This is a genomic window from Falsiroseomonas stagni DSM 19981 (genome assembly GCF_900114315.1).
Lineage (GTDB): Bacteria > Pseudomonadota > Alphaproteobacteria > Acetobacterales > Acetobacteraceae > Falsiroseomonas > Falsiroseomonas stagni.
This window is the reverse complement of sequence record NZ_FOSQ01000029.1, coordinates 1-22310: the sequence shown is the minus strand read 5'-3', so window position 1 is coordinate 22310 and position 22310 is coordinate 1. Positions and strand designations below refer to the sequence as shown.

Here is a 22310-nt window from a genome sequence, read left to right as displayed (position 1 = left end):
CCACCAGCTCGACGGCACGCGGCGGCTCGTGGCGCAGGTGCTGACGGATGGCCCTGGCGGGCGCTACCTGATCGAGCACTCGGCAGGGTCCGGCAAGACGAACTCCATCGCCTGGACGGCGCATTTCCTGGCCGATTTGCACGATGCCGAGAACCGAAAGGTCTTCGACACGGTGCTGGTGGTGTCGGATCGCACGGTGCTGGACCGGCAGTTGCGCGAGGCCCTGGAGGGGTTCGAGCGGACGCAAGGCGTGGTCGCCACCATCACCGGCGATGGCGGCAGCAAAAGCCAGGAGCTGGCAGAGGCGCTGGCGGCGGGCAAGAAGATCGTGGTCTGCACCATCCAGACCTTCCCCTTCGCCATCGAGCAGGTACGCGCCCTGGCCCGCATGCAGGGCAAGCGCTTCTGCGTGATCGCGGATGAGGCGCATTCCTCCCAGACCGGCCAGGCCGCCCAGAAGCTCAAGCAGACATTGACGGCGGAGGAGGCGGCGGCGCTGGAGGATGGCGGCGAGTTCGACCTTGAGGACCTCCTGGCCGCCGAGATGAAGGGCCGCGCGGCGCAGGATGCCGCGATCAGCTACGTCGCCTTCACCGCGACACCGAAGGCCAAGACGCTTGAGCTGTTCGGCCGGCGGCCGGACCCGTCGCGTCCGGCGGCGCAGGATAATCGGCCCGCGGCCTTCCACACCTATTCGATGCGCCAGGCGATCGAGGAGGAATTCATCCTCGACGTGCTGCGCAACTACACCGCCTATCGCATGGCCTTCCGCCTGACCCATGCCGGGCGCGAGATGGACGAGACGGAGGTTGATGCCAGCGAGGCGAAGAAGGGCATCATGGGATGGGTGCGGCTGCATCCGCACAACATCGCCGCCCGCGTGCAGATCGTGGTGGAGCATTTCCGGCAGAACGTGGCGCATCTGCTGGCGGGCCGCGCCAAGGCCATGGTGGTAACCGCCAGCCGGCGCGAGGCGGTGCGCTGGATGCGGGCGATGGAGGCCTATATCCGCCAGCGCCGCTACAATCTCGGCGTGCTGGTGGCCTTCTCGGGCGAGGTGAACGATCCGGAGAGCGGCCCCGACCCCTTCACCGAGGCCAGCATGAACCCGGGGCTGCGCGGGCGCGACATGCGCGAGGCGTTTGCCACCGCGGAATTCAGCCTGTTGATCGTGGCGAACAAGTTCCAGACCGGCTTCGACCAGCCGCTGCTCTGCGCGATGTATGTGGACCGCCGGCTCGGCGGCATCCAGGCGGTGCAGACCCTCTCGCGCCTGAACCGTGCCTATCCGGGGAAGGACACGACCTATGTCGTGGACTTCGTGAATGAGCCGGAGGAGGTGCTGGGGGCGTTCCGGCAATACCACACCACCGCGCAGCTCGCCGATGTGAGTGACCCGAATGTGGTGCTGGACCTGCGCAGCAAGCTGGATGCGCTTGGGTTCTATGACCGCTTCGAGGTTGAGCGGGTGGCCAAGGTCGCGATGACCCCGGGCGCGACGCCGGGTGATCTCGATGCGGCTCTGGGCCAGGTGAGCAGCCGGTTGCTGACCCGCTTCAAGCACGCGCAGCAGGCCGTCCGCGGGGGCACCGATGGCTCAAAGGCGAGCGACGCGGCGAAGGATGAGATGGAGGCGCAGCTGCTCTTCAAGCGCGACCTCGGCAGCTACGTGCGGGCCTATGAGTTCCTCGGGCAGATGTTCGACTACGGGAACACCGAGTTTGAGAAGCTCTATCTGTTCGCCCGGCTTCTGCTGCCCCTGCTTGACTATGGGCGCGAGCGTGAGGGGATCGATCTTTCAGCGCTGCGCCTGACGCATCACAAGCTGCGCGACCTGGGGCAGCAGAAGCTGAACCTGGCGGGCGGGGAGCCGGCAGAGGGGCTGAAGCCGGTGACGGAAGTGGGCTCCGGGGAGATCCAGGACCGGCAGAAGCAGCCTCTGGCCCAGATCATCCAGGCGCTGAATGACCTGTTCGAAGGGGAGCTCACGGACGGGGACCGGGTCGCCTTCGCGGAAAGCGTCCGGACCAAGCTGATGGAGAGCGAGACGCTGCGGGCCCAAGCCGCTGCCAACACTCGGGAGCAGTTCGTGAACTCGCCGAATCTGCGGGAGGAGCTGCTGAACGCCATCATTTCGACGATGGAGGCGCATGGCAGCATGAGCCGGCAGGCGCTGAACTCAGAGGCGATTCAGGCCGGCCTATTGTCTGTGCTGCTGGGGCCGGGGGCGCTGTGGGAGCGGCTGCGGCGTGGCGAGGAAGGTGGCGAAGGGGCCAGATAAGCTCGGGAGTTGCGCATCCAGGCTCGTCCGGCAGGCGGTCGGAATACAGAAGAGTGCTGCCTCCGGTCTGGCCGAATGCGTTTGAGTTCAGCTACTTGGAACTTGAGGGTAAAATCACCCGACCCCCGAGCTTCGGAGACTTCCGAGCCTCCGGAGAGCGATTTCCGGGGTCGTTTCGTTCTCCAACCGTCAAGCCATCGCGGCAGAACCCCAGGAAACCTGCGGTTCAGGGCGCCATCGACGCATGGAAAACATGAGGTTGGGAAACCGACTGGAGCAGCGGTGGGAACCAGGGTCCAACCTTCTCTGGCACATGCGTCACCTGTGCGGGGGCGCCGGCATTCGAACACTCCAAGGCGTGCAGGGTGCAGACACGCCTCTCGTCACCCGGCGGCGAGGTACTCGGCCGCGATCACACCAAAGGTGAGAGCGGGGCCGAGCGTGATGCCAGGGCCCGGATAGGTTCCCCCCATCACGCTGGCCATGTCGTTGCCGACCGCGTGCAGTCCGACGATGGGCGTACCGTCGGTACGGAGGACGCGGGCATCTGCGTCCACGCGCAAGCCGGCGAAGGTGCCGATGTCTCCAGCACGCAGTCGCACCGCGAAGAATGGCGGGCTGGCCAAGGGTGCGATGCAGGGGTTCGGCAGATGGCCGGCCTGCCCGATATGCCGCTGATAGGCATCGCCGCCCTTCCCGAACTGCGGATCCTCGCCTCTCGCCGCATGCGTGTTCCAGATCGCCAAGGTCTCCTTGAGTGTGGCCGGATCCACGCCGAGCCGCACGGCTAGGCGATCGGGTGTCGGCACGCGGATGAGATAGCCGGCACGCTGCAGTGCACGGTTCGCTGCGGGCCATGGGCGTGCAGCACCAATGCCATGCTGGCGGACGGCTGACGCATCACCGATCAGGAAGGCCTCCCCCCCGGGCCTCGCCGCGATCAGCGGTCCGAGGTCGTGATAGGACAGCGCCTCGCTCGCGAAGCGCCGCCCGGTGCGGTCCACGATCAGGAAGCCGGGCTTGCTGCGGTCGAAGAAGTGCGGAAACGGCGTGGTCGCGCCATCCGGTCCCGGCACGTCGGACACCGGCACCCAGGCCAGCGCCGAGGCGACGTCGTCGCGCAGCGCCCCGCCAGCGGCGCGCGCCGCGCGCACACCGTCGCCCGTGGCACTGGCCGGCGCGAGCGAAGGACCGATCCCCGTGAGGCCGAGTTCCGCACGCAGCGCCGCATCATGCGGGACGCCACCCGCGGCGAGTACCACGCCGCGCCGTGCGCGGATGCGGTGCGGCGAGCCGTCCCGCGCCACGACGGCGCCGACAACGCGCCCCTCCTCGAGCAGGATCTCCTGCAGCGCCGTGCTCAGATGCGGTCGGACGCCCCGCGCGAGCAGGGCGTGCAGAAGGGCGCCTGCCAGCGCGTTGCCGTTCGTCAACCGTGTTGCCTGCCCGTGCAGCAGGCGGTCGGCGGCGTAGCGTCCGATGAGGCGGGCGGCTTTGACCGCGGCGCGGGGCGAGCGCGTGGCCTGCGAGAGCGGGGCGATGTCCTCTGCGCTGACCATCATCCCGCCCAGCAGCGTCATGCCTGGCAAGGGCCTGCGCAGCAGCGCGAGATCCGCCCCGAGAAGCCGGCCGTCGAAGGGCGCGGGCCGGACGGCACGGCCTCCCGCAGACCACCCTGGGAGAGCGGGATGGTAGTCGGGATAGACCGGGGCGACGAGGCGCAGCCCCGCCTGCGCGACGAGGAAATCGATGACGCGCGGCGCTTCGGTCAGGAAGCGCCGAGCCTGGTTCTCATCAAGCCGGTTGCCGGCCTCCGCGCGCAGGTAGGTGAGGGCTGTCCCGACCGGGTCGGGGTCGGCGTCCCCGGCGAAGATCCGATTGCCCGGCGCCCAGATCACGCCGCCTGACAGCGCGGTGGAGCCGCCGATGAGCGGCTCCTTCTCGATCAGCACGGCATCAAGACCGGCGACCGTGGCGGCGAAGGCCGCCGCCATGCCGCCAGCGCCGGTCCCGACGACCAGCACATCACAGACGTCGGGGCAGGCGTCCGGCCGCGGGGGCGCCATGGCGTTCAGCGAAGGATCTCGTTCCAGACATCGTAGGCTGCCGGACGCATGAAGACCGCGTCGATCTTGCGGCCGGCAAAGCGCCAGACGCCGTCCTGGCAGATGTATTCGTCCTGGTAGTTGCCCATGAAGAACGGGCCGTCGAAGGGGATGCGGTTGCGCGGCTTCTCGTCCGCGGCGTCGAAGCGGTAGCTGGTGACGTAGGTGGTGCCGATTGCGCGCGTCTCGTCCTGCACCTCGATGAGGATGTTCGAGACGGCATGGCGTGTGGTGCGAGTCTTTGGGCGGCTGTGCATGTAGGTGCGGATCGCCTCGCGCCCCTCGAGGGGCCAGCCGTCGAGGTTCAGCACGGCCCCCTCGGTGAAGAGGTCGCAGAGTTCGTCGAAGCGGCGGAAGTCGATGAAGACGGCATAGGCCGTGGGCAGGCGGGCGCATTCCGCCTCGATCGCGCGGCGTTGGGCGAGGTTCATCCGGGCCGTCTCCTCCTGGGATTTGACAAGAAGCTATATCTTATAGGATTTTGAGGTCAACACGACCTTGGACCGCCCCGCCGCATGGACATGGAACCGCTCCGCGCCGCGCGTGCCGCAGCGCCTGCCGCCTTCGGCAGCGCTGGCGCCGAGGTCGGGCGATTGCTGCGCGATGCCATCCTGGCAGGGCGCTGGCCGGCCGGAGCACAGATCAAGCAGCAGCCCATCGCCGAGGAACTCGGCGTCAGCCACATCCCGGTGCGCGAGGCGCTGAAGACGCTGGAGAGCGAGGGCTTCGTGGTGCTGGCTGCACGGCGCGGCTACTTCGTCGCGCCCGTCTCGGTCGAGGATGCGCGGGAGATCTGGCACCTGCGCCGTACTCTGGAACCGATGGCGATCGCGGCGTCCGTCCCGCGTGCTGGCGGCGCACATTTCGCGCGTGCCGAGGCGCTGTTGCGCGACCTGGCGCGCACGGACAACCACCTGGCTTGGATGCGCCTGAACTGGGCCTTCCATGCCGCGCTCTACGAGGCTGCTGAACAGCCGCGGCTGCTGGACTTCATCCAGTCGCTCTGGGCGAACGTGATCCGCTATTGCGCAATGCTGGCCGTGAAGGAGACACCCTACGTCCGCAGCGGCGAGCACGCCGGGATCCTCGCCGCATATCGCGCCGGCGAGGCAGCGGCGGCGGAGAGGTTGGTCGTGCGCCACATGGACGATGTCGAGCGTCGCCTGTTGCGCGTGCTGCGGAAGGGCTGATGCGCCCCGGCCTAGCGCGTGCTGCGCCCGCCATCCACCGGCAAGGCAACGCCGGTGACGAAGGACGCGTCTTCGCTGGCCAGGAAGGCAACCGCGGCGGCGACCTCCTCCGGCCGGCCGTAGCGGCCCATCGGGTGGCGCGCGACGGAGGCGGCGCGCAGGCGTGCTCCGTCCGTGCTTCCCGCGAGGAAGCCATCGGCCATCGGCCCCTCGATCGTGCCGGGACAGACGGCGTTGACGCGGATGCTCTCGGCGGCGTGGTCGAGCGCCATCGCATAGGTCAGCGCCACGACGCCGCCCTTGGTTGCGGCGTAGGCCGCCATCCCCTGGTTGCCGCGCAGCCCGACGACGGAGGCGATGTTGACAACGCAGCGACCGGCACCCCGCCGAAGCAGCGGCAGCATCGCCCGGCAGCCGAGAAAGGCGCCGGTCAGGTTGACATCCAGAAGGTGCTGCCAGTCTGCGACCGTGGTGTGCTCGACATCTCCCATGGCCAGTACGCCCGCGCAGTTAACCAGCGCGTCGAGGCGGCCATGCGCAGCCTCGATGCGCATCGCGAGCGCCGCCCAGGACGCGTCCTGTGTGACGTCGAGCAGCGCATCCACCCTGTCATCACGCATCGCGCGGTCGCAGCCCACGATGGTCGCGCCCTCGGCGGCAAGCCGGTTGCGGATGGCGCTGCCAATCGCGCCGGCCGCGCCCGTCACCAGCACCACGTGCCCGTCAAATCGCTGCACCGGATCCACCTTCGCCTGTCCGGACCACTCTGCCACGCAGCGCCGCGTGATGACCACGCGGCGATACCTCACCGAGGGAGGATAACATGATCGCAACTACCCGTCGTACGCTCGGCGGTCTGGCCGCTGGCGTCCTGTTGCCCACCGTGGCATCGGCGCAGGCTCCGTGGCCTCAGCGACCGTTGCGCTGGATCGTGCCGTATGCCGCCGGTGGCGGGTCGGACTTCCTGGCCCGCACGCTGGCCGCCGCCGTGGGCAATGCGATCGGTCAGGCCATCGCGGTCGAGAACCGCGGCGGCGGCGCGACGATCCCGGCCACCCAGATGGCCGCGCAGTCCGCGCCGGACGGCTACACGCTGCTGTCGGCTGACCTGACCGCGCTCGTCATCACGCCGGCAATGGCGCGGCGGCTGCCCTATGACCCGATCCGCGATTTCCGCCCGGTCGCGCCCATCGCGCGGTTTCCCTATGTGATCCTCGTGCATCCCGATGTGCCCGCGCGTAGCGCGGCAGAACTCATCGCGCTTGCGCGGGCCCGGCCGAACACGCTGAACTTCGCGCATGCTGGCACCGGCACCCCGAACCACCTCGGCACGGAGCGGCTGATCCGTGCCACCGGCATTCAGGTCACCCAGGTTTCCTACCGTGGCGGCGCGCCGGCGGTGACTGATCTCGTCGCCGGCGTGGTGCAGGCCAGCGTCAGTGACTACGCCTCCGCCGCGCCGGCGATCCAGGGCGGCCGCGTGCGCGCGGTGGGCATTCCGGCGCCGCAGCGCCTCGATCTGCTGCCTGACGTGCCGACGCTCGCCGAGCAGGGCATCAACGGCGCGGACGTCTATTCCTGGCAGGGCGTGGCGGTGCCGGCCGGCACGCCGGATGCGGTCGTCGTGCGGCTGCAGGCCGAACTCGAGCGCGCACTGCGCAACCCGGAGATCGCACAGCGCCTCCGGTCGGTCAGCCTCGAGCCCTTCCCAGGGTCCAGCGAGCAGATGCGCGACCTGATCGCAAGCGAGACGGCGGTCTGGGGGCCCCTGATCCGCGAGCTTGGTATCACCCTAGACAGCTGACGAGGCGAAGCGGCTCACGCAGGAGCACGCGCTGCCACTCAGACGAAATGGGAGCCGCGTGTTTGAGCGGTGCAAGATTGGATCTATCGATGGGAGGACGGGGTAACCCGCGCCTCTCACGGGATTGGTCGTGGCACCTGGCGGCGCGGGGATGAGCCGAAACGGTCGTCCCACTGCTGGACGGTGAGACCGTGTTCCCCGCAGGCGCGGGGATGAGCCGCCCTCGCCGCGATAGACCACGCGGTCATCGCCGTGTTCCCCGCAGGCGCGGGGATGAGCCGGCCGCGTAGGGCAGGAAGGGGATACTGCATCTGTGTTCCCCGCAGGCGCGGGGATGAGCCGGCTGATGGTAGCAATCCGTCGTCACTCAATTCGTGTTCCCCGCAGGCGCGGGGATGAGCCGGATACCGATCTGCCCGGAGCGCGATGGCTTCGGTGTTCCCCGCAGGCGCGGGGATGAGCCGCGCCACCGCGACAGCGCCAGCCCGACGGCGCAGTGTTCCCCGCAGGCGCGGGGATGAGCCGCGGTGAGCAATCGACCGAGGGACGCGTGCGCCGTGTTCCCCGCAGGCGCGGGGATGAGCCGCGCCACCGCGACAGCGCCAGCCCGACGGCGCAGTGTTCCCCGCAGGCGCGGGGATGAGCCGCGGTGAGCAATCGACCGAGGGACGCGTGCGCCGTGTTCCCCGCAGGCGCGGGGATGAGCCGTGGTGGTGGCATTGTCGAGGCTGATCGGCAGGGAGTTCGTCGCGAGCGCGAAGCATAGCCTAGGTTGCGCGGACAAACCTGATCCATAGGCGGATCGAGGACAGGGCGGCGAAGCCGAGAAAGCTGTCGGCGGTCTGGTCGTAGCGGGTGGCGACGCGGCGGCTGTTCTTGAGGCGGTTGATGAAGCACTCGATGCGGCTGCGCAGCGCATAGAGGGGACGGCTGACGCTGTGCTGGACGTGGCGGTTCCGCTTCGTTGGGATCTCTGGCACGGCGCCACGGTCGCGCAGATCCTGTCGGATCGGGTCGCTGTCGTAGCCCTTGTCGGCGAGCATGATGCTGGGGTCGCTGTCGCGCGCCTCCATCAGCGCATCGTAGTTCGAGCAGTCGGCCTCCTGCCCGGCGGTCACGTGCAGGGCGATGGGCAGGCCATGCGCGTTGCCGCGAATGTGGAGCTTGCTCGTGAAGCCACCTCGCGAGCGGCCAAGACCCTGCCGATGGGTCCCCCCCTTCCGCCGGCGGCGCAGTGGTGCGCCCGGATGCTCGTGCTGTCGATCATCTGCAGGAGGTCGGCGTCGCCGCCGCCATCGGCCAAGGCTTCCAGCATCACGTCCCACAAGCCCGACGCGGTCCAGCGCCGGAACTGACGGAACACCGAGTTCCAGTTGCCGAGTTCGGCGGGCAGGTCACGCCAAGGCGCGCCGGTGCGCGCGATCCAGAAGATGGCGTCCAGCACCCGCCGGTGGTCGCGGGCCGGTCGGCCGCCCAGCGGGCTGGCTGACACCACAAAGGGTTCAAAGAAGGACCACTCCTCGTCCGTCAGCAGCCCGCGGATCAACGCCGATCTCCATGCCAGAGATCAGCGTGGAATCACGCCCGCGTCCGGTTGGGAATCCCCCAGTCGCCGGTTTGTCCACGCGACCTAGGCAAGCATGGCGTACCTCCGGTTCGCGAACTCGGGGCGCTTTTCATGCGAGTGCGATTCGAACCAGGCTGCTCCGCAATCGCGCTGAAGTCATTGGAATAGCAAGGTTTTTGAAAAGCGTACTAAAACGACTAAGTCAGGAGGCCCGGAGAGAACTGGCCTCCGGAGAGCGAATTCCGGGCGTCTCCGCGCCTGGCCAGTCAACAGCTCTGCCCCGAAAACCCCAGGAAACCTGCCACTCGGCGGGGCGTCCGGTCAAACGGAGAGCACGGCTCGTATGGTAACTGGCGGAGGAGGTGCGACTCGGTACAAGCGGTCGCTGGGCGCCGTGAGACGCGTCTCACCGGCGGTGTCACCTTCCGCCAAGGGCTAGCCGCCTCCGTTGCCAGCGTCTTCTCGCTCTTGATGGCGGCCAGCGCCACCTCCGCCTTGAAGCTGGGGCTGTGCGTCCGGCGCGTTCGCTTCGTCATGTTCGCTCCTAATCCGCGGCATCGTCGCCGCTGTCAGGCAGGAAATCGACGCATCGGGCTGTCCGAATTTCTTTGGCCACCTCTATCAAACCGTGGGACCAAACACCTAGCCTGGATTATTCACTACGCCCATCTCGATCGGGTTTTGGTGGTGAACCGCTCGCCTGAAGGTTGCGCTCGCGCGGATCGTCCTTCCGGCGCAAGTGTCGGTTAGATGGCGCGGATTGCGGGGCTGGGGATTTCGGCGAAGGGCATGATCGGGGCGGCACCGCCCCGTGGGTCAGATGACCAGTCGTGGCAAGCGGTCCTGGGCAAGCCGTAGGATGGCCTGGTCGGGGAAGGCGCTGGGCGGGTGGACCAGCAGCTTGGTTTTCCACTCGACCACGCGGGCGGCGATTTTCAGCAGCCGCAATCGCAGCGTGTCGAACTGCGCGACCCGCCAGGACGATCGCGCTGGCATCAGCCGACGCAGCGACCACATCAGCCAATAGGCGCCGGTGTGCAGCATCAGGCGCAACTGGTTGGCCGGGCCGCGGTGGCATGACGTGCGATCAGCGGCGCGGTGGGTCTTCCAGGATTTGATGTGGTTCTCCGCTTGGCCGCGGCGGCAGGATAGGTCGTCGTACAGCGTGCGCGCTGTGCTGCCGGTCAGGTTGGCGACGACGAAACGAGTATCGGTCCCCTGGGCACTGGCCTCGACGCGGGCGATGATGCGCTCGACCCGGCTCCAACTGGCGGCGCCATCGTGGAACTCCTTGTCGCGACGCAGCTTGTCCGTGCTGAGGCCCGCGGCTTGGCGGGCTGCGGTGCTGTTCTCCAGCGTCTCGACGTAGCGGCGCAGCGTGCGGGTAGTGGCGACGCCGAGGGTGAAATCGAGCCGCTCGGCGCGGCAGAAATCGAGAACTTCGGGCGCACAATAATGGCTTTCGGCGCGGAGCAGGATGTCCACGCGCGGCCAGTGTCCCCGAATGGCGCGGACCAAGCGGCGCAGAAAGCCGCGCACCTCGTGCCCGGTGGGGCGGCGGGCGGGGCGCAGCAGGGCGGCGACGGGGCGTCCCTCACCATCGAAGACGATGATCGGCTGGAAGCCGTATTCGTCGTAGTAGGCGTTGAACAGGCGGATTTGCTGGCCGCCATGGACTGAATCGAAGGTGTCGACGATATCGAGGGTGATGCGGTGTGGCACCTGGCGGACGCTGTCGCAGTAGAGGCCGACCATGGCTTGGCCCATGCGGAGCAACTCGCGCGGCCGCGGCAGGTTCTCGAGGCGCGAGATGGTCGACTGCGAACACAGAGAAGCAGCATCCGGCAGGCGACCGAGGGCGAGTTTGAAGGCCGGGTCGTGACGCAGGCTGGCAGCGTCGTTGGCGTCCTCGTAGCCGGCGGCGATCATCAGCATCCGGAAGCGCAGGATGTCGGCCACGCTGTGGATGATAAGCTCTGGCGCGCGCGGATCGGCGACGCAGGCGGCCAAGCGGTTTGCGATGTCCAGGCGGGTTTCGATCTCGCGCAGCGCCAGCATGCCGCCGTCCGATGACAACTGGCCGCCTTCGAAGCGGGCGATGATGGGATTGCCGCAGACCGGTGACAGGCCGGGCAATGCGGGGATAGATTCAACTCTGGCGGGCATTGCGTCCAAAATCGATAGGGTTGAGGTCTCGCAACCGAATCCCGTGGCCGATCAAGGAGTTGCGTCATGTCCGCTAACCTTGGTGAATAATCCGGGCTAGGGCCTTCGGAAGGACCCGCCGGTAATCGGAACGATGCCATCCGCTTGCGCGAGCCACGATGCGAACTTGTTGTCGCATGCCTCCAACAATGCATCTGACAAATTCTCGATAGCCTTTGCGCCGGCACTTGTAAGCGCATCGGCCCCTGTCGGCGTGAAAGTGCCATGAGCGACCATGACTCTCAGCACAGTGGCGGCTACACGGACATTGTCGTCTCCTTCAACAAACGCTTTGGCCGAATTTTTGAGGGATTTGCTCGAAAAATTTTCATCGCTTTCCGCGACAATTGAGATTGTCTTGCGCAAAAATTTCGCAAGCTCCGCGTCGCGCATGTCCCAGTTAGTTATCTTCTCGTCGATCGCATCCCCGAGAAGCTCCGCTGCGCTGTAGGACATCAGTAAGCGGATTCCGGCTGAATAGCCACGCATGGCTTTTGCGCTGTAACCTGAGGCTTCTATTGATTGAAATTTCTTTGCCAACCGATAACGTGCGTAAAATTTATTGAAAGTCTTTAGCTTCTGGAGGCCACCGCCCCCCTCACCATTTTCGCGAACGAGGTCGCAAAACGCTTTCCACTGTCTCATCGCTTTCTTCCTTCATTAAATGTTAAATTGTATATATTCAGAAAAAAGACACCCTTCCGATGAATTCGTCGCGAGCGAGCCAAGGGGTTTGGACGCCGGTTTGGTTGGCTCGGGTGCTGTTAGAGACGGTTCGCTTGACGTAGGCGTAGAGCTCATCCAGCTCGATGGTGCCAGAGCGGTCGCGGTCGGCCCTGGCTCGGTCAGGACCCAATGCCTGGGCGATGGCGTAGGTAAACTGCCCCTGCCCCCCATTGCCCAGGCTCGGGTCCTCGTAACTGAATTGCCGGCCTTTGGAAGCGGCAAGGACAGCCAAGCCGCTCCGCCCGCTGCGCATTAGCTGCTCTGCATAGGCGTCGTTGGGCACGAAGTTGTCCCCGCTCGCCGAGCCGGAGTGGCAGGCATCCAGCAGAACGAGGACGCGTCCCTGAGCTGGCGACAGCGCATCGGCGATCAAGCGCCATTCCACGCCGCTGTCGGCGGCATCGGCGAAGCTGCCGCCATGGGGTAGGTAGAAGAAGCGCTCGCCCACTCTGGCGCCATGGCCGGCGAAGGATATGACGAGCGTGTCATCGGGCCCGGTCTCTGTAGCGGCGCGGCGGAGTGTCTCGAGGATGGCCGTGCGGGTGGCCTGGGCATCGGTGAGCACGGTGGCGGTGACCTCGCCCCGGCGGGGTGAGCGCAGGCCTTGAAGGCTGTCGCGCAGAAGCTGGGCATCCCGGACGGCCAGTCCGAGGTTCTGGTCGGGCATGCGGTGGTAGTCGTTCACGGCGATACCGACATAGCGAAGGCGGCCATTGTAGCGCCTGTCCTGTCCGATCTGGACGGCGGCGGTCTTGACGTTGCTGCTGAAGCCCTGGGCGTCATAGGCGACGGCGGAGATGTTGTGGCGGCCCGGCTGTAGCTGGATCGTGTGGGCGAGGCGGGCGGTGTTGCCAGAGACGGGGAGTTCGGTCAGCGGCAGGCCGTCGCGAAAGAGGCGTAGGGTGCGCAGTTGAGCCGAGCCGCGAAGGTCGAAGCTGAGATCCACGCGCCCGGTGCCTGAGGGATCGGGCCTAGCCTCGAACTCGACGGTGGGCGGCGCGAGGAGAGTGATGCTGGGCCTGGTGACAGGGCGGCCGGCGATCAGGTCGCGGATGATGTCGGGGCGGTGGAAGTGGTTGCGGAACTGGGCGAAGCTGTGGTGTTCGCGCAGGCCAGGGAAGAAGCGGTAGACGTAGGAGCCGCCCTCGGCTGTGGCGTCGTAGAAGCCCTGCTCGTCGTAGATGACGAACTCATCGTCGAGGCCCATACCGCTCAGGATCAGAGCCCCAGCAGCCACGTCGTAAATGAAGAACCGTCCGTCCGAGTTCGTCTGCAACAACAAGCGGTTATCTGAGGAAATCTGAAGCGCCAAGATATTCTCGGCTTCTGATGCCACAAAGCGCTGCGATCGGGTGATACCGTTCAATGTATCTGCGATCCAAATCTCACCAGGCGTACGATTGGCTACAGTTATAAAGTAGCCGTCACTGCTAGCGCTAACAATATAAATTCTTTCAGCTGATTTTTCTCCAGCCCACAGCGGTCCAGAAGGCAGATTTCGGGAGCAAAGCTGGGGGAAAACTCGTCGCGCCTCCCCCTCGATTCTTGTTATAAGACACCATGATACTGCCGGGGGCACTCCATTGCCGCCAGCGTTATCCATCACGCGCAGTAGAAAGATATCGCGACCTGCTATCTGCCATGCCCACATATCACCATGACGAGAAAAGACGTCTTCTACAGATGCACTTCGATCGAACGGATTATTGACATTCGCGGCGCTCAATGTGTGTGCGACGGTCGCATTTTGAGCAATATCTCGAGGAAGCAGAGCCAGGACGGAGCGCGCCCCACGAACGGCGCTCACCCGCGGATCGTCAGGTAGCCCCCAATCAGCTTGTCTGGGCGTTGTGCTGGTGGAGGCCCGAAATGAAATGCCCATTTTCTGCAGAAATTCGACTGTCGCAAAGGCGATCCTTGAGTTTGAACTGATGTCTGGTTGAATGCTTAAGCCTCTGGCGCGGACATGATCAGCGTTATTCTGCGAGATAAAAATATCTGATGAGGCGGAGATTGCCTGCATACCAACAAGGCTCTGACGTGCGCGACTAACATACGCGCCATACGATGTTCCTTGTCTCAGAACACCAAAATTTAGCTCGTCATTCTGCCTTACTGCGGATGATAAATCATCACTAATTGGCGCTGTGCGCATCCAGATCGGGAACACAACGTCGAGCCAGCGCGCAGATGGTCCGAGATTTCTCTCAAGATCGCCTCGCGCTGAAGGGCGCCTAAAAATGGTTGAAGTCTGAACATGCTGAGCGCCTGGCAAAGAGGAGCTTACTAAGAATGGGATGCCAACTGTGCTTCGGCTGAGATCTCCAGCCCCCCCTATAAGGAATTTTTCACTGTCTCTGTAAACATCTGCGGACGTAACAATGCAGGCGTGACAACGCTCTGTATGGTATATTGGATATTGTGAAATGCCTGTGCTAGAGGGGAAAAAATCTACGTAAGGAGAAAGCAGATAAAATGAACCCCATTGAAAAAAAGAAAAAAATACAATATCTGAGCTCGGCGAAAACACCCCCGCTTCTAATAGCGCCTTTTCTTCAGCGAATACTACTGTTTGCGACACGGCATCAAATATTTTAGTGGTATTGTCTGCGCGAAAAATGATAAATCTTCCATTTGGTGAAAACGACGGGTGAGCGCCGGATATTCGGGCTAGTGCGCCCTGGTTATTCGTTTGTATCACATCGAAATAATTGGAAAAAACCCTTAGCTCATATTCCCGCTCGCCGCGGTGATTGGGTGGGGATAGCCACCTTTCCCGGGGTGGTTCAGGCGTTACGCGATCCTGGACGAGTAGGATGGGCCGGTCGTCAACGAACTCCATGGTTCGCTGAGCGAGGTCTCGTGACGTCTCGATTGCGCCGTCCCTTGGCACGGAGAGAAGCGTCACGCGCACATCGACAGCCCCAGCCATAAACGCTCGCACGCGCACCTGGCCGGCGTTCTGCGATTCCGCCAAGTGCAGTGGGAACACCACCTTCAGACGGTCAGGCTCATGCTCGATGCCGTAGGGCATGCGTGCGCCTGGCGGCACGACGATAAAGCCAATCCCGGCAACCCGGACGGCCTCTGGCAAGGTCACTACTACCAACTCGCGCCGTGAACTAGGCAGCCAGCGCTGATTCAGGTCAAGCAGCATCTGCGGTGCCGCCCCGCCCTGGCCCTCGCTCGCCTGGGCACGCGGCAGCGGCGGGCGGGGTGGGGCATTGCCAGTGATGGTCCAACTGACCGTGAAGGCTTCCCCAGGGCCTGTGCGCTGCGGCACTCCGATCTCTGCGCGGATGATGGGCTCCGGATACCGCCCCGTGGCCGCCCCTGGCGGGGCGGTTCGCTGGGCGGCAGTGCCGCCCCCGCCCTGTTGCGAGGCCGCGGCGAAGGCCGTCTCCTGCCGCTGGCGCCTTTGCTCATCGTCGCGTGTCACTGCGGCCTGGCGGTCTGCCGCCTGTCGACGCGCTTGCGCCACATCAGCCGCGTATCCCTGGCCGACTGCCCGATCGAGCGACTGCCGAGCCCGCGCCTGCTCCAGCGAGCGTGTCTCCGCCAGCGCCAGCAACTGGATGTATTCCCCAAGCGACACCTGCGGCACCTCGTTCCGCTCCGCCATCAACGCCAGGTGTAGCGCCGCGTCCTGTCTACCTTCTTGCACCACCGCTCTGAGGATCCGTACAGCCTCAGCCCGGTTTTGTGGAACGCCCCGACCCGCGGCAAGAAGCCGCGCGTAGTTGAAACCAGAGACCGCGCGGCGGTGTGTGACGTAGGCGCGGCGATACCACTCCGCAGCTTGGTTCAGATCACGAGGAACTCCGCGACCATTTTCGAACATAAAGCCGAGGGTGTTCGCTGCGCCCGAGTGACCTCCATCCGCCGCCCAGCGATACCATTGCGCTGCTTTGACATCGTCACGGGCTGTGCCCTCGCCGTTCGCCAACGCCCAAGCGACAGCCATTCCCGCCGCCACATAACCGCCCTGCGCGGCAGCTGTGTAATGCCCAATGCTGGCCGCATGGTTGCCCGCGCTATCTTGCGCCAGGCCAAGCTGAAACCGCAGCCGCATATTGTTTGGCTCGCGACGCACGGCTTCCTCGCAAGCGGGGATGGCGCGGCCGGTGTCACGTTCGTTCCACGGCACAGGCTCCGACACACGGTTTGGGTCATCGGGATGGGCGGTCAGGATGTCGCACGCCGTAGGTCGGTTCTGTGCCTCCGCGACCGAGGCGCTCAGCACAGGAAGCGCAAGACCAAGAACGCAGCCAAGCACTGCTTTCGCGGGCCAACCCCGGAGGGATATGCTCATAGCTGCGATCCTTTCACAAACAGTCGAAGATATTCACAAGGGAGCCCCGAACGGAGGACGGCTTACCCTCGCAACGCTTGCTTTTCGCGCGGGTCGGGCTGGCTGCCGGACGGCGGCCAACCTGCTGGATTGGCCAACAGAGCAACAGCGCTACGTCACCAGACGCCCTTCGCTATCGGGTCTCAGATCGGCCTCAGTTCGAACAGCACTTCGCCGAGGCTCGAGATGAAGATCCGTATCGTCGCATTTACTCGTTCGCCGTTGCTGGCGAGGAGGATGGCGGCACAGGTCAGTCCCGAGGCGTCGGCCGATGTGGTCCGAAGGTTCATCAGGTCGATGATATCGACGTCGGAGTTTCTGATCGGCTTGAGGCGATTGATGTCGCGTAGGAGCTGACGCCCGAGTGCCGGGGTGCAAACGCGCGGCAGGCGAGAATCGGCGGTGTCCTGCGCACGTTGCGGCGCAGCGGCCGGCCGGGGCGCACTCGCGGCTGCCGGCGCTGCGGGAGGACGCGGTGCCGAAGGAGGAGGAGCAACGGCAGCAGGTGCCGGCGTTGGAGGTATCGCTGCTGGCTGGGGGGCGCTCGATCGCGTCGTGACAAGCCAGACAGCCTCGTAGAACTCAACCGACCCAGAAGAAGGCAGGGCAGGAGGCGGAGCCGCGACGGTGCTCGACGGTGCGGACGGCATCGGTGGAGCCGCTACGACTTCAAGCCCTCTGGCTCGGATGCCCACATCAGGGCGCGGCTCTTGAACGACCGCCAAGCCGGCACCGCGCTGCTGCGGGGTCTCAGTGATTGGCGCAATCGGCGTAGTGCTGGCGTAGACCGTGAACCGCTCCTGGCCGAATGGCTGTGTTACTCGAAGGCGGAACCGATCTCCGTCGCCTGGAATCCGGTAGTCTCGACCACCCTCAAACCGCGCTTCGCTCCTGAAGGCGTTGGGCAGCACCTGAATGATCTTGCCCGCTGCGTCCTCGTAGGTGATCCGCGCGTAGAAATCGCGATTACCGCGGACTGTGACGATGAACTCCTCACCTTCCACATACTCTCGCCGATCCGTTCGGATCGTCACTGTGAGTGGCTCTTGCGCGGCAGGGGCCTCTGGAGAGCGGGGCGGCGCTCGCCCCGGCTCCGCTTGCGGTGCGCTTGCTGGGACAGCGGGCGCACCGGCCATCAGCCGCCTTGGATAGAGGCGGACCTCAACCCTAGCCCAGACCTGAAATTGATCCTGCGGCCCAGAGATATCCCTGGATTCGATGACTGCAATGTCCTGACTGTCAGCAGCATTTCGGAGTTCCAGGTCGGCTGAACCCGAAATCTCTCGCGAAATGCGGTCATGTGCCGCAGCGCGAGCAGATTGGAGGGCCTGATGTCGGAGCTGCTCGGTCTCTGTTGCACCTCGCTGCGCTCTCAGTGCCGCCGGGATCTGGGCCTGACCGATAACCTCGACAATGCGCGACCGGCGCTCCTCGTCAGGAACGACGGCGAGGCCTCGCGAACGAAGCTGGGCCTGTGTGGAGCCGACGTCCAGGACGATGCCGAGGGCCGCCACTGCTGCAAGGAGAAGAGTTCGCATCTGACCACTGCTTTTCGACGTAATAGATTACTGCGACACGCCAAGGAGCGCGCGATCAATAAGATATGTGTCGAATCACGCTGATTTTTGTGATGGGCGGCGCCGGTACCGGACGCCTTGCGCTGCAGTAGCCGGGTGCGATGTAGCGATCTTGGCGCGTTACGCCCGCTTCCGCATCACGGCACCCGCCGCTTCGCCACACTCACCGACAGCGTCGCCGCCGCCAGATCGAACGTCGCCGCGGAGATGTTCCGCGCCATCACCCGCACCGTGTTGTTTGACCACACGGCCGCATCGAGCTCGATGAAGCGTGTCGAAAAGACCATCGATGCCTCCGCCAGGTCGCCGGCCCGTGCCCCGTTCAGCTTGACATCGATCAGCGCCGTCGCCTCCGGCGGCGAAGCTTAACATGCCCCGATTCGTATACGATGTCCGCATCCGCGTCCCCGCCGGCGCGTCCTCCCAACCCGAATAGTTGGAGTGCCTCAAGCGCAGTCTACCTGTGGAGTCGATCGCGCGTTTCAGCCACCGAGCATCCTCCGCAGCACCGCGACGACGCTGCCCTCGCCTACGAGCAGCAGCAGGACGATGGCCGCCAGCACCATTTCGATCCTGCCGAGCCGGTCGTTGGCTTGTTTCCAGCGTTCGGCGCAGACCGCCTCGTGCACGGCGAGCCTCGCCGCGACATCATCCTCGCTCATTGTTTGGTCCCCTGTCCCCTATAGCCGCTCGACGATCCGAAAGGCGCGGTTCAGCAGCGGAAAGTTCCCGCGCGTGGCGGCGGCTTCTTCGCCGGGCTGGTTCACCGCGCCCCAGATCGCCCTGCGGTTCGTCTCCGCGCGCGTATCCGCAGTCTCCGGGATCCAGAGCGCGTCGCGCGCCGCGCCGAGCCGCCGCACAAGATCCCGGTGTGCGTCCGTCGCCTCGGCGCGCGAGAGCGCCGGCAGCGTGAAGCCAGCAAAGCGCGGGTTGGCCAGCGCGGGTACGACGAACTCGGCGCCGGTCAGCGGGTTGCGGTCGCGCTGGTCGAGCATGACGCGCCCCTCGCGGACGCCGTAGGCCATGCCGCGCCCGAGCCTCCACAGCGGACCCGCCGCGAGGATCCCGATGTCGATGGCCGGCAGCGACGCGTCGGCGACGTCCACCAGCAGGTAGCGCGCCGTCGCGGCGCCGCTGCGGAGTAGGACGACGTTGCCGTTGGCCCCGTCGCCGGTGCTCGCCTGTACCGCCCCGGTGTCGTGCGCGATTGCCGTCGTGTCGATGGAGGAGCCTGTGGCGGACAGGGCGATCACCTGGCCGTTGGTGAGCCGCGCGGCGTAGACGCGGATGGCCCGATAGAAGACCACCCGCTCGCCGGCCGTGATGTTGAGCCGGTTCAGCGGCGGCATCACGACGGAAGCCGACGACCCCAGTAGGGTGCCGTTCTCGGCCACGGCCGCATCGTTAGTCGCCGCGGCAATCGTGCCTCGCGTCGCGAGGCCGGTCGCGCGCGCCACGGTCTGCTGGAATTGCGTGGCGTTGGAGCGCAGCACGCGAAGGGCCAGGCTCACACTGGTCGTGCTGGCGCCGGTGACGCGGAACTGGACGGAGTCCACGTTGCTGCCGTTGTCGAGGCTGACGTGCCCGACAAAGCCAGTGGCCGCGGTGGCGGTGGTGACCTGCTCAACGTGCAGCGTCGCTGCGCCGTAAGCGTCATCTCGCGACTGCCTTGCGGCACGCGGCGCAGATCGGCTGATCTACGGGGCTGTTGGGCGGCTCGGATGTCGGTTGCCGCCCTTACGCGTAGGGGTAAGGGCGTTGCCGGACGGTCAGCGAGGCGAGGTGATCAGCCTGGTGCAGCGGCGACGCCGCTGGACGACGGAGCAGAAGCTGGCGTTGGTCGAGGAGGCGATGCGTCCGGGCTCGTCGGTGGCGGGTGTCGCCGACCGCCATGGCATGAGCCGCAGCCTTTTGTTCGAGTGGCGGCGGCAGGTGCGCGAGGGGACGATGCCGGGCGTGGTCCGGATGGACCGGCAGGTTCCGCCCACCTTGGTTCCGGTTCGCGTCGTCGCGGATCCGCCGCGCCCACAACCAACGGTATCGGCATGTTCTGACGGGTCTGTGCGGTCCGTCACGACGGTCGAGGTGGTGCTTCGGAACGGCCGCGTGCTGCGTGTTGCCGAGGCGATCCCGCCGGAGGTGCTGGGGCGGCTGGCGGCGGCTCTGGACGCCTGATGCTGGCGCTGCATGCGGGTGTTCGTGTTCACCTGGCGCTTGGCACGACGGACATGCGCCGCGGCTTTGAGGGGCTGGCCGCGCAGGTGCAGACGGTGCTGAAGGCCGATCCGTTTTCCGGCCACCTGTTCCTGTTCCGCGGCAGGCGCGGCGATCTCCTCAAGGCGTTGTGGTGGGACGGCCAGGGTTTGGTGCTGCTGGCCAAGCGATTGGAGAAGGGCCGGTTCATCTGGCCGACGATCGCGCGCGAGGGTGCCGTGACGCTGACGACGGCGCAGTTGGCGATGCTGCTGGAAGGCTTGGACTGGCGCACGCCGACGCCGAGTTGGAAGCCAGAGATCGCCGTGTAGAAAGGCGATTTCGCCTTGCCCCGCCACGGTGACATCTGAGACGATTCCGGCGTGATGCCGCATCCCGACAGCACGCTGCCCGAAGATCCAGCCGCGCTGATGGCGGTCATCGCGGCGCTGCGCGGCGATCTCGTCGAGGAGCGCGCCGCACGTCGCGCCGCGGAGCTCGGCCTACAGGCCAAGACGCTGGAGGCGGAGCGGCTGCGGGTGCAGATCGCGCGTTTGCGGCATGAGCGGTTCGGACGATCATCGGAGCGCCTGGCGGGCGAGGTCGAGCAGCTCGAGTTGCGGCTCGACGAGGTGCTGGCCGACATCGCCGCCACGGGCGGCACCGGTGACGCCAAGGACAAGGCAGCCAGCGGCCCGGCGCCGGAGGAGAAGACGCCGCGCCGGGGTCGTCGCCCGCTGCCTGAGAACCTGCCGCGGCGGGATGTCGAGCATCTGCCCGCCGAGGGCTGCGCTTGCCGGTCCTGCGGCGGCGCGCTGCGCAAGGTAGGCGAGGACGTGACGGAGATTCTCGAATACCGCCCCGGCCGGTTCGAGGTGGTGCGCCACATCCGCCCTGCGCTCTCCTGCCGGGTCTGCGAGGCGATGACGCAGGCGCCGATGCCCTCGCTGCCGATCGAGCGCGGCAGGCCGGGCCCGGGGCTGCTGGCCCATGTGCTGGTCTCGAAATACTGCGATCACCTGCCCCTCTACCGCCAGTCGGAGATCTACGGCCGCGATGGCCTGGATTTGCCGCGCGGGCTGCTGGCGGGCTGGGTCGGCAAGTCGGCCGCGCTGGCCGAGCCAATGGCGGCCTACATCGGCCGCCACGCCCTGTCCGGCCCACGGGTGCATGCCGATGACACGCCGATGCCGATGCTCTCGCCCGGCCGCGGCAGGACGCAGACGGCAAGGGTCTGGGCCTATCTGCGGGATGACCGACCATTCGGCGGGCTCGATCCGCCCGCGGTGTTCTACGAATTCACACCGGACCGGAAGGGCGAGCACCCGCAGCGGCGCCTGCGCGACTTCCGCGGCATTCTCCAGGCCGACGCCTATTCGGGGTTCAACGCGCTCTATGAGGGCGGTCGCGTGGTCGAGGCGGCGTGCTGGACGCATGCGCGGCGCTACTTCCACGACGAATTGCTGGCGAACGACAGCCCGATCGCCCGCGAGGCCATCGAGCGGATGCGGCCGCTGTTCGCCATCGAGGCGGATATCCATGGCCAGCCGCCGGAGGCGCGCCTCGGCACCCGCCTGACGCGGTCCGCGCCGCTGATGGCCGACCTGCACACATGGCTGGAGGCGACGCTGCGGCGGATCTTCGGCAAGTCGGACCTGGCCAAGGCCATCCGCTACACGCTGGCGCAGTGGAGCGCGCTGACGGCCGTGCTGCGCGACGGGCGCGCCTGCCTGCACAACAACGCTGCCGAGCGCCGAATGCGCCCGCTCGCCCTCGGCAGGAAGAACTACCTGTTCGCCGGGTCGCTCGAAGGCGGCAGGCGGGCGGCGATCATCTACACCCTCGTCGGCACGGCGGAGCTCAACGGCTGGGATCCGCAGGCTTATCTGCGCGTGCTCCTCGACCGCATCGCCGATCACCCGATCAACCGCATCGACCACCTCGCACCCTGGAACCTCCGGCCCAACACGATCTGAGCCCCGTCAAGCCGCCACGACCGCAGCCGTCAGCGCACGCTTATACCAACGCCCTCAACGGTTGACCTGTGCGTAGTCGCGGGTGGCGATGGAGGTGATGCGGCTTGGATCGTTGATGAGGGCGTTCCAGGCATCGCAGCACGCATCGACGATAGCGTCGTAGGTTTCGTAGACCCGGTTGCTGAGCTGGTTCTGGCGCAGGAACTGCCAGACGTTCTCGACCGGGTTCAACTCGGGCGAGTAGGGCGGCAATGGTAGCAGGCTGATGTTCTCCGGGACCTGGAGCTTGCCGCCGGTCTGGTGCCAGCCCGCGCCATCGAGAGTGATGACGGCAT

The 22310-nt window shown here is 66.1% G+C and carries 19 protein-coding genes and 1 CRISPR repeat array; of the genes, 7 read left to right on the top strand and 12 right to left on the bottom strand.

The window, feature by feature from the left end; translation table 11 throughout:
• A partial coding sequence (locus BM041_RS29235) for a type I restriction enzyme subunit R domain-containing protein (RefSeq protein WP_092963549.1) occupies window positions 1-2281 on the top strand: 2281 nt, incomplete at its 5' end.
• A gap of 383 nt (window positions 2282-2664) precedes the next feature.
• Here the strand turns inward: BM041_RS29235 and BM041_RS29230 are convergent.
• Both BM041_RS29230 and BM041_RS29225 read right to left on the bottom strand, forming a co-directional pair.
• Window positions 2665-4347 (bottom strand): FAD-dependent oxidoreductase, encoded by a 1683-nt coding sequence (locus tag BM041_RS29230; protein ID WP_092963268.1) that lies wholly within the window; start codon window positions 4345-4347, stop codon window positions 2665-2667.
• Window positions 4348-4352: 5 nt separating this feature from the next.
• Complete coding sequence (locus BM041_RS29225; RefSeq protein WP_092963267.1) at window positions 4353-4817, bottom strand: nuclear transport factor 2 family protein; 465 nt, start codon at window positions 4815-4817, stop codon at window positions 4353-4355.
• Between the two features lie 84 nt (window positions 4818-4901).
• Here BM041_RS29225 and BM041_RS29220 point away from each other — a divergent pair, with 84 nt between their 5' ends.
• Window positions 4902-5576, top strand: a complete 675-nt coding sequence (locus tag BM041_RS29220; protein WP_092963266.1) for a GntR family transcriptional regulator — start codon at window positions 4902-4904, stop codon at window positions 5574-5576.
• 11 nt (window positions 5577-5587) lie between these two features.
• On the opposite strand, the gene BM041_RS29215 is transcribed toward BM041_RS29220, so the two are convergent.
• Window positions 5588-6313: an SDR family NAD(P)-dependent oxidoreductase gene (locus BM041_RS29215; RefSeq protein ID WP_217648879.1), complete on the bottom strand. Its 726-nt coding sequence runs from the start codon at window positions 6311-6313 to the stop codon at window positions 5588-5590.
• An 86-nt stretch (window positions 6314-6399) separates the two neighbouring features.
• On the opposite strand from BM041_RS29215, the gene BM041_RS29210 reads away from it, so the two are divergent.
• Window positions 6400-7380 (top strand): Bug family tripartite tricarboxylate transporter substrate binding protein, encoded by a 981-nt coding sequence (locus tag BM041_RS29210; protein ID WP_092963265.1) that lies wholly within the window; start codon window positions 6400-6402, stop codon window positions 7378-7380.
• 191 nt (window positions 7381-7571) lie between these two features.
• Window positions 7572-8090: direct repeats of the CRISPR family, unit length 31 nt; unit sequence GTGTTCCCCGCAGGCGCGGGGATGAGCCGCG.
• A gap of 57 nt (window positions 8091-8147) precedes the next feature.
• Here the strand turns inward: BM041_RS29210 and BM041_RS29205 are convergent.
• From BM041_RS29205 to BM041_RS30890, 5 genes are all read right to left on the bottom strand, one after another.
• Window positions 8148-8944 (bottom strand): IS5 family transposase gene (locus BM041_RS29205; RefSeq protein ID WP_092963547.1). Its coding sequence is split into 2 segments (ribosomal slippage): window positions 8148-8602 and window positions 8602-8944, totalling 798 coding nucleotides; the frame shifts between segments, so codons are not numbered across the junction.
• Window positions 8945-9763: 819 nt separating this feature from the next.
• Window positions 9764-11113, bottom strand: coding sequence for an IS1380 family transposase (locus BM041_RS29200; RefSeq protein ID WP_092963545.1), 1350 nt, complete (start codon window positions 11111-11113; stop codon window positions 9764-9766).
• A 96-nt stretch (window positions 11114-11209) separates the two neighbouring features.
• Entirely contained in the window at window positions 11210-11797 is a 588-nt protein-coding gene (locus BM041_RS30315; protein WP_139226236.1) for a hypothetical protein, read from the bottom strand.
• A 37-nt stretch (window positions 11798-11834) separates the two neighbouring features.
• Window positions 11835-16190: a caspase family protein gene (locus BM041_RS29195; protein ID WP_092963543.1), complete on the bottom strand. Its 4356-nt coding sequence runs from the start codon at window positions 16188-16190 to the stop codon at window positions 11835-11837.
• 182 nt (window positions 16191-16372) lie between these two features.
• Window positions 16373-17263, bottom strand: a complete 891-nt coding sequence (locus BM041_RS30890) for a DUF4384 domain-containing protein (protein WP_175534254.1) — start codon at window positions 17261-17263, stop codon at window positions 16373-16375.
• A 297-nt stretch (window positions 17264-17560) separates the two neighbouring features.
• On the opposite strand from BM041_RS30890, the gene BM041_RS30885 reads away from it, so the two are divergent.
• On the top strand, window positions 17561-17851 hold the full coding sequence (locus tag BM041_RS30885) for a hypothetical protein (protein WP_175534253.1): 291 nt from the start codon (window positions 17561-17563) through the stop codon (window positions 17849-17851).
• Between the two features lie 92 nt (window positions 17852-17943).
• On the opposite strand, the gene BM041_RS30880 is transcribed toward BM041_RS30885, so the two are convergent.
• From BM041_RS30880 to BM041_RS29180, 3 genes are all read right to left on the bottom strand, one after another.
• The gene (locus BM041_RS30880; RefSeq protein WP_175534252.1) at window positions 17944-18093 is read right to left on the bottom strand and encodes a hypothetical protein; all 150 of its coding nucleotides are present in this window, start codon (window positions 18091-18093) and stop codon (window positions 17944-17946) included.
• A 195-nt stretch (window positions 18094-18288) separates the two neighbouring features.
• Entirely contained in the window at window positions 18289-18468 is a 180-nt protein-coding gene (locus BM041_RS29185; protein ID WP_092963539.1) for a hypothetical protein, read from the bottom strand.
• A gap of 18 nt (window positions 18469-18486) precedes the next feature.
• Complete coding sequence (locus BM041_RS29180; RefSeq protein WP_092963537.1) at window positions 18487-19362, bottom strand: hypothetical protein; 876 nt, start codon at window positions 19360-19362, stop codon at window positions 18487-18489.
• 226 nt (window positions 19363-19588) lie between these two features.
• Here BM041_RS29180 and tnpA point away from each other — a divergent pair, with 226 nt between their 5' ends.
• Genes tnpA through tnpC form a run of 3 tightly spaced genes read left to right on the top strand, consistent with a single transcriptional unit; the run spans window position 19589 to window position 21975 of the window.
• Window positions 19589-19981: an IS66-like element accessory protein TnpA gene (tnpA, locus tag BM041_RS29175; RefSeq protein ID WP_175534251.1), complete on the top strand. Its 393-nt coding sequence runs from the start codon at window positions 19589-19591 to the stop codon at window positions 19979-19981.
• The gene (gene tnpB / locus BM041_RS29170) at window positions 19981-20331 is read left to right on the top strand and encodes an IS66 family insertion sequence element accessory protein TnpB (RefSeq protein WP_092963535.1); all 351 of its coding nucleotides are present in this window, start codon (window positions 19981-19983) and stop codon (window positions 20329-20331) included. The genes tnpA and tnpB overlap by 1 nt, the downstream gene beginning before the upstream one ends.
• 54 nt (window positions 20332-20385) lie before the next feature.
• Window positions 20386-21975, top strand: coding sequence for an IS66 family transposase (tnpC, locus tag BM041_RS29165; protein WP_092963533.1), 1590 nt, complete (start codon window positions 20386-20388; stop codon window positions 21973-21975).
• Between the two features lie 54 nt (window positions 21976-22029).
• Here the strand turns inward: tnpC and BM041_RS29160 are convergent.
• Window positions 22030-22310, bottom strand: a 281-nt coding sequence (locus BM041_RS29160; RefSeq protein ID WP_175534250.1) for a transposase, incomplete at its 5' end; no start/stop codon positions are given.

Coding starts and splice junctions, on each gene's coding strand:
- tnpB (WP_092963535.1), top strand. CDS start 19,981: ATGCTGGCGCTGCATGCGGGTGTTCGTGTTCACCTGGCGCTTGGCACG.
- BM041_RS29220 (WP_092963266.1), top strand. CDS start 4,902: ATGGACATGGAACCGCTCCGCGCCGCGCGTGCCGCAGCGCCTGCCGCC.
- tnpC (WP_092963533.1), top strand. CDS start 20,386: ATGCCGCATCCCGACAGCACGCTGCCCGAAGATCCAGCCGCGCTGATG.
- BM041_RS29195 (WP_092963543.1), bottom strand. CDS start 16,190: ATGAGCATATCCCTCCGGGGTTGGCCCGCGAAAGCAGTGCTTGGCTGC.
- BM041_RS30880 (WP_175534252.1), bottom strand. CDS start 18,093: ATGGTCTTTTCGACACGCTTCATCGAGCTCGATGCGGCCGTGTGGTCA.
- BM041_RS29225 (WP_092963267.1), bottom strand. CDS start 4,817: ATGAACCTCGCCCAACGCCGCGCGATCGAGGCGGAATGCGCCCGCCTG.
- BM041_RS29185 (WP_092963539.1), bottom strand. CDS start 18,468: ATGAGCGAGGATGATGTCGCGGCGAGGCTCGCCGTGCACGAGGCGGTC.
- BM041_RS30315 (WP_139226236.1), bottom strand. CDS start 11,797: ATGAGACAGTGGAAAGCGTTTTGCGACCTCGTTCGCGAAAATGGTGAG.
- BM041_RS29210 (WP_092963265.1), top strand. CDS start 6,400: ATGATCGCAACTACCCGTCGTACGCTCGGCGGTCTGGCCGCTGGCGTC.
- BM041_RS29200 (WP_092963545.1), bottom strand. CDS start 11,113: ATGCCCGCCAGAGTTGAATCTATCCCCGCATTGCCCGGCCTGTCACCG.
- BM041_RS30885 (WP_175534253.1), top strand. CDS start 17,561: ATGTCGGAGCTGCTCGGTCTCTGTTGCACCTCGCTGCGCTCTCAGTGC.
- BM041_RS29230 (WP_092963268.1), bottom strand. CDS start 4,347: ATGGCGCCCCCGCGGCCGGACGCCTGCCCCGACGTCTGTGATGTGCTG.